Annotated in this window: 16 protein-coding genes and 1 tRNA gene; 9 read left to right on the top strand and 8 right to left on the bottom strand. The window is 60.3% G+C overall.

Annotated elements, in window-relative coordinates:
* Positions 1–67: 67 nt before the first annotated feature.
* Positions 68–784 carry a response regulator transcription factor CtrA gene (ctrA, locus tag IMCC21224_RS10940; RefSeq protein WP_047995387.1) on the bottom strand — a complete coding sequence of 239 codons (717 nt, stop codon included), beginning with the start codon at positions 782–784 and terminating at the stop codon, positions 68–70.
* 95 nt (positions 785–879) lie between these two features.
* Positions 880–1158, bottom strand: a complete 279-nt coding sequence (locus IMCC21224_RS10945) for a DUF1153 domain-containing protein (protein ID WP_047995388.1) — start codon at positions 1156–1158, stop codon at positions 880–882.
* Positions 1159–1277: 119 nt separating this feature from the next.
* On the opposite strand from IMCC21224_RS10945, the gene mnmA reads away from it, so the two are divergent.
* The gene (mnmA, locus tag IMCC21224_RS10950) at positions 1278–2420 is read left to right on the top strand and encodes a tRNA 2-thiouridine(34) synthase MnmA (RefSeq protein ID WP_047995389.1); all 1143 of its coding nucleotides are present in this window, start codon (positions 1278–1280) and stop codon (positions 2418–2420) included.
* A 410-nt stretch (positions 2421–2830) separates the two neighbouring features.
* Here mnmA and IMCC21224_RS10955 read toward each other — a convergent pair whose 3' ends face one another.
* Together IMCC21224_RS10955 and IMCC21224_RS10960 are read right to left on the bottom strand one after the other, a co-directional pair.
* A complete protein-coding gene (locus tag IMCC21224_RS10955; protein WP_047995390.1) occupies positions 2831–3589 on the bottom strand; it encodes a GNAT family N-acetyltransferase in 759 nt (252 codons plus the stop codon).
* Between the two features lie 51 nt (positions 3590–3640).
* Entirely contained in the window at positions 3641–4096 is a 456-nt protein-coding gene (locus IMCC21224_RS10960) for an outer membrane protein assembly factor BamE (RefSeq protein ID WP_047995391.1), read from the bottom strand.
* Between the two features lie 86 nt (positions 4097–4182).
* On the opposite strand from IMCC21224_RS10960, the gene IMCC21224_RS10965 reads away from it, so the two are divergent.
* From IMCC21224_RS10965 to IMCC21224_RS11000, 8 genes are all read left to right on the top strand, one after another.
* Complete coding sequence (locus IMCC21224_RS10965) at positions 4183–4752, top strand: DUF177 domain-containing protein (RefSeq protein ID WP_047995392.1); 570 nt, start codon at positions 4183–4185, stop codon at positions 4750–4752.
* A gap of 176 nt (positions 4753–4928) precedes the next feature.
* A complete protein-coding gene (rpmF, locus tag IMCC21224_RS10970) occupies positions 4929–5135 on the top strand; it encodes a 50S ribosomal protein L32 (RefSeq protein WP_047995393.1) in 207 nt (68 codons plus the stop codon).
* 21 nt (positions 5136–5156) lie between these two features.
* Entirely contained in the window at positions 5157–6263 is a 1107-nt protein-coding gene (plsX, locus tag IMCC21224_RS10975; RefSeq protein ID WP_047995394.1) for a phosphate acyltransferase PlsX, read from the top strand.
* Complete coding sequence (locus IMCC21224_RS10980) at positions 6260–7231, top strand: beta-ketoacyl-ACP synthase III (RefSeq protein ID WP_047995395.1); 972 nt, start codon at positions 6260–6262, stop codon at positions 7229–7231. The genes plsX and IMCC21224_RS10980 overlap by 4 nt, the downstream gene beginning before the upstream one ends.
* Positions 7232–7327: 96 nt before the next feature.
* Complete coding sequence (ihfA, locus tag IMCC21224_RS10985) at positions 7328–7630, top strand: integration host factor subunit alpha (RefSeq protein ID WP_047997041.1); 303 nt, start codon at positions 7328–7330, stop codon at positions 7628–7630.
* A 10-nt stretch (positions 7631–7640) separates the two neighbouring features.
* The gene (locus IMCC21224_RS28500; protein WP_082135180.1) at positions 7641–8810 is read left to right on the top strand and encodes a MerR family transcriptional regulator; all 1170 of its coding nucleotides are present in this window, start codon (positions 7641–7643) and stop codon (positions 8808–8810) included.
* Positions 8811–8884: 74 nt separating this feature from the next.
* Positions 8885–8961: transfer RNA gene (locus tag IMCC21224_RS10995), tRNA-Pro, on the top strand.
* Positions 8962–9087: 126 nt separating this feature from the next.
* Positions 9088–10173, top strand: coding sequence for a 2'-deoxycytidine 5'-triphosphate deaminase (locus tag IMCC21224_RS11000; protein WP_047995396.1), 1086 nt, complete (start codon positions 9088–9090; stop codon positions 10171–10173).
* 46 nt (positions 10174–10219) lie between these two features.
* Here IMCC21224_RS11000 and scpB read toward each other — a convergent pair whose 3' ends face one another.
* The 4 genes from scpB to IMCC21224_RS11020 all read right to left on the bottom strand — a co-directional run bounded on the left by scpB (position 10220) and on the right by IMCC21224_RS11020 (position 13798).
* Entirely contained in the window at positions 10220–10885 is a 666-nt protein-coding gene (scpB, locus tag IMCC21224_RS11005) for an SMC-Scp complex subunit ScpB (RefSeq protein ID WP_047997043.1), read from the bottom strand.
* Between the two features lie 63 nt (positions 10886–10948).
* On the bottom strand, positions 10949–11746 hold the full coding sequence (locus IMCC21224_RS11010) for a ScpA family protein (RefSeq protein ID WP_047995397.1): 798 nt from the start codon (positions 11744–11746) through the stop codon (positions 10949–10951).
* A complete protein-coding gene (locus tag IMCC21224_RS11015) occupies positions 11739–12746 on the bottom strand; it encodes a glycoside hydrolase family 3 N-terminal domain-containing protein (RefSeq protein WP_047995398.1) in 1008 nt (335 codons plus the stop codon). The genes IMCC21224_RS11010 and IMCC21224_RS11015 overlap by 8 nt, the downstream gene beginning before the upstream one ends.
* Positions 12743–13798, bottom strand: coding sequence for an SPOR domain-containing protein (locus IMCC21224_RS11020; RefSeq protein WP_047995399.1), 1056 nt, complete (start codon positions 13796–13798; stop codon positions 12743–12745). The genes IMCC21224_RS11015 and IMCC21224_RS11020 overlap by 4 nt, the downstream gene beginning before the upstream one ends.
* Positions 13799–13831 lie beyond the last annotated feature (33 nt).

A 13831-nucleotide genomic window follows, 5' to 3' on the forward strand; every position in this document is an offset into this window, starting at 1 on the left:
AAGGCGGGTCCAGCCTGCAACCTTAGCAACGCCAGAATTGATTGTCTCAGGCCTGTCAGGTCAATTATCAAGCACCAATGGCGAGTGGCGGAACCAGATCTTTGTTGGGTTCCGGATCCCGCAGGACATAGCCACGCCCCCAGACCGTCTCGATATAGCTGTCTTCGCAAGTGGCTTCGCTCAGCTTCTTGCGCAACTTGCAGATGAAAACGTCGATAATCTTAAGCTCTGGTTCATCCATACCGCCATACAGGTGATTCAGGAACATTTCCTTGGTCAGGGTGGTCCCCTTGCGTAGGCTCAGCAGCTCGAGCATCTGATATTCCTTGCCGGTCAGATGCACCGATTTGCCGCCAACATCCACAGTCTTTGCGTCCAAATTGACAGCGATCTTGCCAGTTTTGATAACCGACTGCGAATGGCCTTTTGACCGGCGGATGATTGCATGAATCCGCGCGATCAGTTCATCCCTGTGAAAGGGTTTGGTCAGATAGTCATCCGCACCGAATCCGAACCCTTTGATTTTGCTCTCGGTATCATCCGCCCCTGACAGAATCAGGATCGGCGTCTCGATTCGGGCAAGCCGCAACTGCCGCAATACTTCGTGCCCATTCATGTCCGGCAAATTGAGATCAAGAAGAATCAAATCGTAGTCATAAAGCTTGGCCAGATCGATCCCTTCTTCCCCAAGATCAGTCGCATACACGTTCAGGTTTGCATGGGTCAGCATCAACTCGATACTTTTCGACGTAGTCGGATCGTCTTCAACAAGTAAAACACGCATAGGCTGTCTCCATATCTCACCACGAGTACGATGAGGAAACTGAACAAAATAAGTTAACTACTCATTACCATACGCATGGAGAAATGAATTGCAACTTACGGTTGTCTATATTTCTGGATTGCTGTGGTTTTAAGTGCCTCTTCCCCATGCGACGCGACTGCGCGGATCCATTCATTTAATTCCTCCTCCGTCAGCCGATAGCGTTCTTCGGCTTGTTCACGGGTCAAAAGCCCGTAAAGAACCCCTTTGACGACCGATGCCTTGCGCGACGCAACCCAGCGTTTTGTGTCCTCGGAGGGTAGGTCCGCCCGCGTCATGATCCTCCCGTCCGGAAGCGTCACGGCGCGCGGTCCATCTATTTTCTTCAGATACATTTCGGTCCCTCGTTCGTCTGTGAACCCATTTGGCGGGAACGCACTTAACGACGTGTGAAACGGCCCCTTGAGAATACTTCGGATTTTCCTATATTCCCTTCGATTATCAGGAGAGACCGATGCCCCTAGACGCGCACAAGCTCAATTCGCTTGGCCTGCCCAAACCGCCGTCGCAGACCCGTGTGGTCGTCGCGATGTCCGGCGGCGTGGACAGTTCCGTTGTGGCGGCCATGCTGGCCGAAGAGGGATACGATGTCATCGGCGTGACGTTGCAGTTGTACGATCACGGCGCAGCGCTGGCCAAAAAAGGCGCCTGTTGCGCCGGGCTAGATATTCACGACGCGCGCCGCGTCGCCGAGACAATGGGATTTCCGCACTACGTGCTTGATTACGAAAACGTTTTTCGAGACGCGGTGATTGATGAATTCGCCGACAGCTACCTTGGGGGCGCCACGCCCGTGCCCTGCATCCGCTGCAATGAAAGGGTCAAGTTCAAGGACTTGCTGGAAACCGCACGCGATCTCGAGGCGGACTGTATGGCGACCGGCCACTACATCCAGCGCAAGATGGGCGCCCACGGGGCTGAGTTGCACAGCGCGGCTGATGCCGCCCGTGACCAAAGCTACTTCTTGTTCTCGACAACTGCCGAACAGCTTGACTACCTGCGATTTCCGTTGGGTCACCTGCCATCCAAAGCCGAAACTCGTGCGCTTGCGGCGAAATACGGTCTGAGCGTCGCCGACAAACCCGACAGTCAGGACATCTGCTTTGTCCCTGACGGCAACTACGCCGCTGTGATCGAAAAGCTGCGGCCAGGCTCTGCCGAGCCGGGCGAAATTGTCGATGTGGCGGGCAACGTGCTCGGTACTCACAACGGCGTGTTGCGCTATACAGTGGGCCAGCGCCGGGGGCTGGGCATCGGCGGGCTGGTGGATCCGCTTTATGTGGTGCGGCTTGATGTGGATAAAAAACAGGTCATCGTTGGACCAAAGGACATGCTGTCGACCAGAACGGTGCCGGTGCGCGAGATTAACTGGCTCGGAGACGAGCCACTGGACAGCCGGTCGGAATGGATGGTGTCGGTCAAGGTCCGCTCGACCCGGCCCCCGCGCGAAGCAATCCTGCGGCCCCTGTCGGCAACCACGGCCGAAGTCGAATTGCTGACGCCCGAAGACGGCGTGTCACCCGGTCAGGCCTGCGTGTTCTATCAGACCGAAGGCAGCCGGATTTTGGGCGGCGGCTGGATCTGGCGCGGAATCTGATTGGCGGACCGACGTAGTTCGGTCTGCACACACCTTCTCCGAAGAGGCTAGAAACCTGAGGGCTGGCTTTGCTGCCTAACGACGCCGCCGAATACAGTCACGAGCAGGCAGTGCAACGCCCTGAGAAGGACGAGGATTCTGCAGGTGTTATCGTCGCCACCGTCAGCCTGGCCAAGACGGCGTTAATAGCCGCTTCGGCGGGCAATGCTCCAGGTGTCTGTCGTTCCAGATCCGGGGCGCAATTTCCGCGTTGCAGGTGAGGATTAACCAGCACCAAGATCCGCGCTGCGTCGAGAAGGCTCGCGGAACTAGTGTTTGGCTCGGGTGTGTCAGAATGCTGATGTTATGTCTCTCGGCTCGACGAATGGCTGATATCCCGCCTGTCATGTGCGCCGTTACAACAACGACGGCTACCCGGCCACAGCGCGCAAAAGCCGCTTGCGGGCTGCGGGAATCGCTGCAATCTCGACCCCAGTAAAGACATGTAGCGTGTTCATCGACCGGTCTACCACGGCGTGATCGCTTACCCAGCCTCCCATCATCAGATAGGTCCGCAGCAGCGGTGGCATTCGCGACATCGCCTTGCGCACGTCGGGTTTGCGTCGCAACCGCGCAGCAAACCGGAACACATCCGGCGCCTTGACCCGGGGCAGCCAGCGTTTCGGCGCAAGATGCCGCGCCTTGAGCATGGCAAAGGCATCAAGATATTCTGCCGCCTCGGTCCCGGCAAAAGACGCGCAGCCAAACAGAAGCTCGACCCCGGTGGCATCGACATAGGCCGTCATCGCCCCCCACGCGACGCGCAGAACATCGGGATCCCGCACATCGGGATGGACGCAGAACCGCCCCAGCTCGACCATCGGGCCGACATAGATTTCGAGGGCAGACAGTTCGTAATATTGCGCCGCATAGCTGCGTCCGATCTCGGACCCGTCGGCCAGCGGCAAAAATCGAAAGCAGCAAACCAGTCGGCCACTGGTACGCTCTTCGATCAGAACATGCAGGCAGGCGTCGTCGAAGCTGTCGCAATCAAGCCCGGGCTGGCCATGAAACGCCAGATGGCGCAGCGCCTGCGCCGCCTCGACGTCGTTGGGCGTCGCAGCCAGTCGCGCCAAATAGCGCCCTCGTCTGAGATCAGTCAGTACCACGTCCGCCACCCTTGCCTGCATCCGCTGCTGTGCTGATGTCAGGCTAGCGCAACAGAGCTGTGACAGCCAAGATCAGTTCAGCAGATCCGCCGCGGAAATCCGACCGATGTTGCCAAAGAGCTTGCGGATAAAGCTGATGTCGCCAGTGTCGGTCCGCGTGATCCGCCGGGTCAGCGGTACGACAGCACCGTCCTGAAGCCCGTAACGTTCGATATTGGTTACCACACCCGCCGTATCGAACGAGATCGCCAACACTTCGCGGCTGATCACCTCTGGACGGCGATAGGCAAAATGGCGCACGTCGCTCTGGATGTAATAGAACCCGCTGTCATTGAGGACACCGGATGTGGTGGGCACGCCCACCAGATCCTCGACGGAGGCCCGGGTATCCACGCCCACGACAATCTGCTGCAGGTCTTCTTCGTTCGGCGTATAGCCATGACTGCGGATCTGTTCTGTACACGCCGCGAGCGTGCCAAGGACAACCGCGAAAACCGCGATCCTCAGCGTCTTTGCAATGCCGGTCATGCCGCCCCTCTTGCCATGGTCGTGTCTGCCTTCTATCCCGCTTACATAAGGAATGCCCAGCGTTCAAGTAAAGGAGATCGTGTTCCATGGCCAACACCGCCCCCAATAGCCCCAATGCCGCCGGGGTGTTCCGCGTGGCCGACCTGGCGACACGGCACCCAACCCGGTTTGATTTGCAACCCGACGCCGACACACGTGCGGCACTGGCCGGTCATCTGGATTTGCTCGGTCTGCGCAAACTGCGCTTTACCGGTGAGATCATACCGCTGGGCAAGCGCGGCTGGCGCCTGACGGCGATGCTGGGCGCGACGGTGGTACAGCCCTGTGTCGTTACGCTCAGACCTGTGACAACCCGAATCGACGATGCTGTTACCCGCCACTATGTCCCAGCAGCCGATCTGGAACCACAGGAACCGGGGACCGAGGTCGAGATGCCCGAAGACGACACCACTGAAGCCCTGGCCGAGACGATTTCGGCCCACGACGCGATGGCCGAGGCCCTGGCCCTGGCACTGCCGCTTTACCCGCGTGCAACAGATGCGGAACTGGGCGAAGCGGTCTATGCCGAGGATGGCACAGTGCCGCTACGCGACGGCGATCTCAAACCTTTTGCCGGGCTGGCAAGCCTGCGCGACAAGCTGGACGGGACAGAGTGAGCCAAGAACTCGGGTTTAGGGCAACTATTCGCTTGCGTCCTGAAATTTTCTCCCTATTTTCCGGCCTTCACAAGGATTCCGGGTTGTGTCTCAGACGGTCTTGCGACTATGAGGCCCAACACTCCCGACAACCGGGCATGCCTCATGCCCTCTCAATTATAGATCGAGGTTGAGACATGGCCGTCCAACAGAACAAAGTATCCAAATCGCGCCGCAACAATCGTCGCGCACATGACGCACTCGTTGCGGGCAACCCCAACGAATGCGACAACTGCGGCGAACTCAAGCGTCCGCATCACGTCTGCCCGTCCTGCGGTCACTACGCGACCCGCGAAGTCATCGCAGCGGTTGACGAGATCGACCTCGACGAAGACGCAGCATAAACGACAGGCTCTGGCCCCCGTATGACCTCTCTGCAGGATCAAACCAAGGTGGGCCAGCGGCCGGTGGTGCTGTCCATCGACGCGATGGGTGGAGATCGGGGTCCGGGGGCTGTTGTCGCCGGCATCGCCTTGTCCGCCAAGGTAAATCCTGACATCCGGTTTATCCTTCACGGTCCTGCCGAGGAATTGCGGCGGTTGGTGTCAAAGCAGCGCGCGCTTGAGGGATGTTGCGAGATTCGCGACGCCACTGGCGTTGTGAGTATGGATGACAAACCCAGCCACGTAATGCGCAACGGCAAGGACACCTCGATGTGGTCCACGCTTGAGGCGGTCCGCAATGGCGAAGCGACCGTGGCGGTCAGCTGCGGCAACACCGGCGCGCTAATGGCATTGTCGATGGTCCGTCTGCGCAAGCTGCCGGGTGTCAATCGTCCGGCCATTGCCGTGCTCTGGCCGTCGCGCACCCCGCAAGGGTTCAACGTGATGCTGGACGTGGGCGCCGACATTCGCGCCGATGCGCGTGATCTCATGCAATATGCGTTGATGGGCGCGTCTTATGCCCGCAACGGTCTGGATGTTGCTCGTCCGCGTGTTGGCTTACTCAACGTCGGCACCGAAGAACACAAGGGGCGCGCCGAACTCAAGGAAGCGCATGACCTGATCAGCGCCCAGGCGCAGGCGGCAAGCTATGATTTTGTCGGCTTTGTCGAAGGCGGCGATATCCCCGGAAAACGCGCTGATGTCATCGTCACCGATGGCTTTACCGGCAATGTCGCGCTCAAGACCGGCGAGGGCACGGCGAGCCTGATCGGCGACCTGCTGCGTCAGGCCTTTGCCTATTCGCCGCTGTCGCGCCTTGCCTCATTGCTGGCTCTGACGTCTCTGAAGCGACTGCAAAAACGGATTGACCCGCGTCGGGTCAATGGCGGCGTATTTCTGGGGCTGAACGGCACAGTTGTAAAATCGCACGGCTCGGCAGATTCGACCGGCGTATCGGCAGCTGTCAAACTGGCGTTTCAGTTGGCTCAGAGCGGCTTTGGCGACAAGATCGCCGCCCGTGTCGCATCTGCCGCGGCGCTTGAAAACGACGCAACCCTCTTAGGACCGAAGGACGGAACACATTCATGACGCGACGCGCCGTAGTAGCCGGGGTCGGTCATTACCTGCCCGAACGTATTGTACCGAATAGCGAATTCGAAGCGACGCTGGACACGTCCGATCAATGGATTCGCTCGCGTTCGGGGATCGAGCGACGCCATATTGCCGCTGAGGGGCAAACCACATCCGATATGGCCACCCGCGCTGCACGCAACGCGCTGGCCGATGCCGGGCTTGAGCCTGACGATCTGGATGCCATAATACTGGCCACCTCAACTGCCGATCTGACCTTTCCCTCGGCCGCAACCATGGTGCAGGCTGAACTGGGCATGACACGCGGCTTTGCCTTTGACGTTCAGGCCGTCTGCGCTGGGTTCATCTATGCCCTCTCGACCGCCAACGCGATGATTTTGGCCGGACAGGCCAATCGCGTCATGATCATCGGCGCCGAGACCTTTAGCCGGATCATGGACTGGACCGACCGCAGCACTTGCGTGTTGTTCGGCGACGGCGCCGGCGCGCTGATCCTTGAGGCGGCGAAAGGCAAAGGCACCAACACCGATCGCGGTGTTCTGTCAACCGACCTGCACTCTGACGGGCGTCACAAGGACATCCTGTATGTCGATGGCGGTGTCTCGACCCAAACAACCGGCCATCTGCGGATGGAAGGCAAAGAGGTCTTTCGCCACGCTGTGGAAAAGCTGGCCGAAACTGCAACCACCGCCCTCGAAAAGATCGGAATGACCGGCCAGGACGTCGACTGGGTTGTACCACATCAGGCCAACATCCGCATCATCACCGGCACCGCCAAAAAGCTCGGCCTGCCGATGGACAAGGTGGTGGTGACGGTGCAGGATCACGGCAACACCTCGGCCGCGTCGATTCCTCTGGCGCTGTCTGTCGGCAAGGAACGCGGCCAGATCAAACGCGGTGATCTGCTTGTGACCGAGGCGATTGGTGGCGGTCTGGCGTGGGGCGCGGTCGTTCTGCGCTGGTAATGGCCTCTTTTTGCGCGAAATTGCGCGTTGCAAGCCATTGATATTGACTCGGAAAATCGCCTGCGCCTATGCTGCCGAAAAGCAGGAGGGATGGCGATGGGTGAAAAGACCCTGACGCGAATGGATTTAAGCGAAGCGGTGTTCCGAGAGGTGGGCCTGTCGCGCAACGAAAGCGCAGAACTTGTCGAGACCGTGCTTAGCCACATGTCCGACGCCTTGGTCGAAGGTGAACAGGTCAAGATTTCGTCGTTTGGCACGTTCTCGGTGCGGGAAAAGGCGGCCCGCGTGGGGCGCAATCCCAAGACCGGAGAAGAGGTGCCGATCCAGCCGCGCCGCGTTCTGACCTTTCGACCGTCGCACCTGATGAAAGATCGTGTTGCCGTCGGTAACAAACGCTGAGGCCTGTCACATGAGCAAATCGCCGGATGCCTTCCGCACCATCAGTGAGGTGGCGGAGTGGCTGGATACGCCTGCTCATGTTCTGCGATTCTGGGAGAGTAAGTTCACCCAGGTCAAACCGGTGAAACGCGCAGGCGGCCGCCGTTACTACCGTCCCGCGGACATGGATTTACTTAGCGGTATCAAACGCTTGCTGCACGATGATGGGATGACTATCAAAGGCGTGCAAAAGATCTTGCGTGAACAGGGTGTGCGATACGTCGCAACCCTGGCCGAGTATCCCGACGGAGAAGACGCGCCGGATCATATCGAAGAGGCCCCGTTTGCCGAGATGGCGGAACCCGCCGATGTGGTCGTGCCGTTCAACATGCATCAGACCGAATCGGGTCCGATACCCGCCGCCCCGCCAGTGTCACAGCCCGAACTGCCCCCCCTGACATCGGACCCCATGGCCGACACCCCGGAGACTGAGCCCGAGCGTCTGCCTGCCGAACCGACATTGTGGGAAAATATGCCGCCACAAGACGCCCCCCCAGATGAAGAGACCGAAACCGCAGACCCACTGACACCGGATGAAATGGAAGAATCAGACGATATGTCCGAAATGGCGCCACCCTCGCCTTCGGGTCCGAATGTGGCGACTCCTGCAGCCGAGGAACTGACCGAACCAGAGCCGCCAGAAACTGAGTTGTCCCAGACTGAAACCTTGGAGAATGAAGCGGAAGATGCACCAATAGAAGCCGCCGAGCTGCCGCATTCGGCAGAGCCTGAGCGAGAGTCCGCAGTCGCGCCCGATGACGCACCAGACGCCCTCGAGCCAGAGGCGTCTGCGGACAGCGACACCATAGACGCCACCGCAGCGGACCTTCCCCTGCCCGCGTTCCTGCAAAATCCGCTTGGCTCTCCACCCAAAGAATCGATCACCGCGCCGTCAGAACCCGAACAAGTGCCCGAGGTGGCTGAGCATGTGCCCGAGGTGGTCGAACATGTGGACGAATCTGCTCTGCAAAAGCCGCTGCCCGATATGCCCGACCTGGACGCGATTGAGCCGACCGAAGGTGTACTGAGCCTTCTTGCACGGATCACAGCCCTCGATCCCGAACAGGCGCAAGCGCTAGAACCGCAATACGAACGGTTGCGCGCCTTGCAGACACGGCTTTGCGCACCGCGTGGCAACTGATCCTGCCGATATGCCCGACGGGGATGCATTTCGGGGTTGCTCACCGGCGTAAAACCATTATGACACGCATCAGTCGGGCTATAGCGCAGCCTGGTAGCGCGTCCGTCTGGGGGACGGAAGGTCGCAGGTTCGAGTCCTGCTAGCCCGACCAGCTACCGCCTCTTTTGCGCAGCTTTTCCGGGCTTTGCCCGCGAGAAACGCCGCTTTCCCCTTCCCCCTTGATGAGCTGAATTGTAAAGCAGGGACACTCTGGACCGGAGCCCCGAAGGAGAGGCAAATGACAGGCGTTCTGGCCAGCCAGCAGATTCGCGACATGATCACCAACGGTACGTTGCACGCGACCACGGCGATCGACGACGCACAGGTTCAACCCGCGAGCCTGGATTTGCGGCTGGGCACTGTGGCGTACCGTGTGCGGGCGTCGTTCCTTGCCGGTCAGAGCAATCGGGTTGCGGACCGCCTAAATGAATTCGAGATGCACCGCGTAGACCTGACTCAGGGCGCGGTCCTCGAAAAAGGCTGCGTCTATGTCGTGCCGCTGATGGAGCATCTGGCCCTGCCATATGATGTGCACGCCATTGCCAATGCCAAAAGCTCAACCGGGCGACTCGACCTTTTGACACGCACGATCACCGATGGTGGGGTCGAATTCGACAGGATTCCGGCAGGCTACACCGGCCCGCTCTATGCCGAGATTTGCCCCCGGTCGTTTTCGGTTCTGGTGCGTCCGGGCATGCGTCTAAACCAGATTCGGTTTCGTCAGGGGCGTTCGGTCCTCAGCGATGCCGAGCTTGAGGTGCTGCATGTCAGTGATACCCTGGTGACGGGTGGGCCCCCGGTCATCAGTGACGGTCTCGGCTTTTCGGTCGATCTGCGCCCGGCCAATGACAGATTGGTGGGCTATAGGGCCAAACCGCATACCGGGGTGATTGACTTGGACCTTATCGGGCATTACCCGCCCGACGCCTTCTGGGAACAGGTCCACAGCAGTGATGGCCGGATCATCCTTGATCCCGGCGCATTCTACATCCTTGTCAGTCGCGAGGCGGTGCATATTCCTCCGCAATATGCGGCTGAAATGGCGCCTTATCTGGCAATGGTTGGCGAATTCCGGGTGCATTACGCAGGTTTCTTTGACCCTGGATTCGGCCATTCCGGGGCGGGCGGCACCGGATCGCGCGGTGTGCTTGAGGTGCGCTGTCACGAAGCCCCCTTTGTCCTGGAGCACGGACAGATCGTTGGTCGGCTCGTATACGAGCGGATGGCCGCAGTGCCGGATCAGCTATACGGGGCTGGAATCGCGTCGAATTATCAGGGTCAGGGTCTGAAGCTGAGCAAGCATTTTCGCGGGCCGGAACTCTAGACCGGACAGGATTGTTCACCTGAATTGCCTTGTCGCCAGACGCCGCTCAATCTTCGAACAATTCGCTTTGGCCTTGGTTGGTGGCCTCTTCTGCGTCGATATCGCCCTCGCCCGGAATGGGTGTCGTACCCAGTGGCAGACGGTTTTCCAGCAGACCGGCAGCACGCAATTCCTTGAGCCCCGGCAGATCGCGCGCCGATTCCAGACCGAAATGGTTTAGGAATTCCTGGGTCACCACAAAGGTCACGGGGCGTCCGGGTGTCATCTTGCGACGCCCAAAGCGAATCCACTCCATTTCCAGCAATTGATCAACCGTACCGCGCGACACGGAAACGCCGCGAATCTCTTCGATCTCGGCGCGGGTAATGGGCTGATGGTAGGCGATAATTGCCAGAGTTTCGATTGCGGCACGGCTCAGCTTGCGGGTCTCGACCGTCTCTTTCTGCATGAGAAAGGCAAGGTCGGGCGCGGTACGCATGGCCCAGGCGTCGCCGACACGAACGACATGCACGCCGCGCCCCTCATAGCGTTTGCGCAGACGAACCAGCGCCTCGGCGGCATCGCAGCCATGGGGCATGCGGTCGTTCAACTCTTTGACGGTCACGGGATCGGCGGCGGCAAATAGCACCGCCTCGACCATGCGTTCCTGTTCGGCCATGACCGGTGCCTGAAACAGGCTCTCGGTGGTGATGGGGGCGGTATCGTCGGACATCAGCGGGCAGAATCCAGCGGTGGACAAGAATGTATGCGATTTGGGCACGATTGCGGTTGACGATCAGTCATCGCGACCCTCGCGGCGGCGCAACTGGATTGGGGCAAACAACTCGGACTGGCGCAATTCGGCTTTGCCCTCTTTGACCAGTTCCAGCGACGCCGCAAAGGTCGCCGCGGTGGCTGAACGCCATTTGACCGGATCAACGTGCCAACCATCGGGCAGATAGGCGGAAATGTCGGTCCAGGTGCCGGCAAAGCCAATCATGCCGCGCATCCGCTCCAGCGCCTGCTCCATGGTGAAAACCCGATCACGGTCCATCACAAACGGGCGAAATTCGTCGCGGGTGCGGATGCGGGCATAGCCCTGCATCAGGTCAAGCAGAGTCGCCGTATACCGCACGGCGCGCACCCGCTCGATCTGCTGGGTGTGTCCGCGGGCAAAAAAGTCACGCCCCAGCCGGTCGCGCGCCATCAGCCGTGCGGCGACGTCGCGCATCGCCTGCAACCGTTCGAGCTGAAACGCCAGATGCGCGGCCAGATCCTCGCCTGTGGGGCCGTCTTCGGTTGGATCGGGCGGCAACAGCAAGCGCGACTTTAGAAAGGCGAGCCAGGCGGCCATCACAAGATAGTCAGCCGCCAGTTCAAGCCGCAGCGCCGTAGCCTGTTCGACAAAAGCCAGATATTGCCGCGCAAGTTGCAGCACCGAAATCTTGCGCAGATCGACCTTTTGGGTCCGCGACAGCGACAACAGCAGATCGAGCGGCCCTTCATAACCGTCCACATCAACGATCAGCGCCTCGGCGGCCAGCCGGTCGGCGACGCTTTGCGGATCCTGAACAAAGGGCTCTTGCTCAGTCATTAGGGCGTTCGTGTGCAATCGTCTCAAGCTGGGCTGACAGGGCAGCGATATCAACCGCCGGGGCGGGTTGACGCGCGGCCAGTGCGGCGTCCACCCGGATTTCTCCGACGTCCGACAAGGTGCCAATCCGTCGCATCAGCGGAACCATCTCGTCCATATTGCCGTTGCAATGCAACACGACATCGCATCCCGCGGCGCGCGCCGCTGCGCCACGCTCCGGCACCGTTCCCGACAGCGCCTGCATCGAAATGTCGTCGGTCATAATCAGCCCGCCAAAGCCCAAATCCTCGCGGATCATTGTCATCATGCGGGCCGAGATGGTCGCGGGCAGGCCATCAAACACCTCGTAAACCAGATGCGCCGTCATCCCCATCGGCAGATCCGAGAACGCCCGGAATGCGGCAAAATCTGTGGCATTCAGCGTCGCGGCATCCGCGCTGATACGCGGCAGATCCAAATGGCTGTCCAACTGAGCAAGCCCATGACCGGGGATATGTTTGATCACCGGCAAAACACCGCCATCCAGATGCCCCTGTGCCACGGCCCGTCCCATTTCCACAACCTGCGCCAGCGTGGTGCCATAGCAACGGTTGCGTAAAAAGGCATGTGTTTCGGGGCGGGCAACGTCCAGCATAGGGGCGCAATTCGCGTCGATCCCCAGCGCCAAAAGCTCGGCTGCGATGATCCGATAGCGCAGGTACATTGCCCGTCCGGCATCGCCGCCGTACTGCGCTACATAGTCCAGTGGCGCCAACCAGTCGCGCGCCATCGGCGGGCGCAGGCGCTGGACGCGCCCCCCCTCTTGGTCGATAAAAATCGGCGCGTTCCAGCCAACCGTATCGCGCAGATCGGCCGTCAGCGCACGGATCTGATCCGCCGTCTCGATATTGCGGCCGAACAGGATAAAGCCAAAGGGATTGGATTCGGCAAAAAACCGACGCTCGTCACCGCTGAGTTTCAGCCCGGCGCACCCGAGAATCGCAGCGCCATACTGGGTCACCGGGTGACCACGGGAATGCAGTCGGCCTTTTCCGCAACAAAGGCGGCACAGAACCGGCGCGCGTCCGAGATGTCCTCGAATCCGTGGGCGCGCAGACGATAGAATGTGCGCCCACCCGAAGAGGCGCGTTCAATCACCCGCGATTTGCCGTCCATATAATCGCCGAACCGTTTGTCGAGGCGATCCCATTCAATTCGCGCGGTTTCGGGGCTGTCGTAAGCACCAAGCTGCACAACCCGTGTCCCTGCGGGCAGTGTGGCGGGGTCCAACTCGGGGGTGGTTGCAACTGCGCTGGGGGCAAGCGGCGCAAGCGTGGCGGTCTGGCGAAGCCCCGTTGGGCGCACCTGTGGCCGCAGCGATCGTGCAACGCCGGGCGTGTGCAGCCGCACAGCGAGTTCGCCTTCGTCCGCGTTTTCAGCAAATGAGGCGGGCTCGTCTTCGCCGAACGCCTCGTCCGCTACAGCGTTCAGCGCCGTGGTCACAGGCGGCGTGTCAGCCAATCCGGCATCCGACAGCGGGTCGATTCCGGCGGCGATCTGGTCAGCCAAAGCCTGAATCGACTCCTGTGTCAGCTCGGTCCTGGTTGTCACCCGCGGGATGGCATTGGTGTCCGGCTTGGGGGTCGTATCATCGGACGACACCGAAGCCAGCGACAATGTGTTGTCTGAGCCTGTGCGCGGACGCTGCGATTCCCCGGCGCGCACTGCATCAGACGCAATATCCTCGTCCGCGAGATCAAGTGCACGGGGCGCGAGGGTCACCCGGTCAGGCGGCGCAGCCGCAGTGCCGAAACCCGCAATAGCGTTTACCGCCAGTCCCTGATGGTCCGCTGAGGTGCCGCCGGGATCTTCGGGGGCAATCCGCATCGGTCCCTCGGCAGCCTGCACCACTGGAATACCGCTGACGTCACGGATCAAAAGCTTGTATCCCCAGATCCCAACCCCAGCGATCAGCGCCAGCGACACCGCGGCGCCCGCCCAATTGGTGACTGTTGCCATATTGCGGATGGGTTGGCCCCCGGAAACAGGAGCCTCGTAATGCGTTGCTGCCATGTCTGCCTCTCTGGCCCGTGCGGGACGCCTTCC

Source organism: Puniceibacterium sp. IMCC21224, from assembly GCF_001038505.1.
Classification (GTDB): Bacteria; Pseudomonadota; Alphaproteobacteria; order Rhodobacterales; family Rhodobacteraceae; genus Puniceibacterium.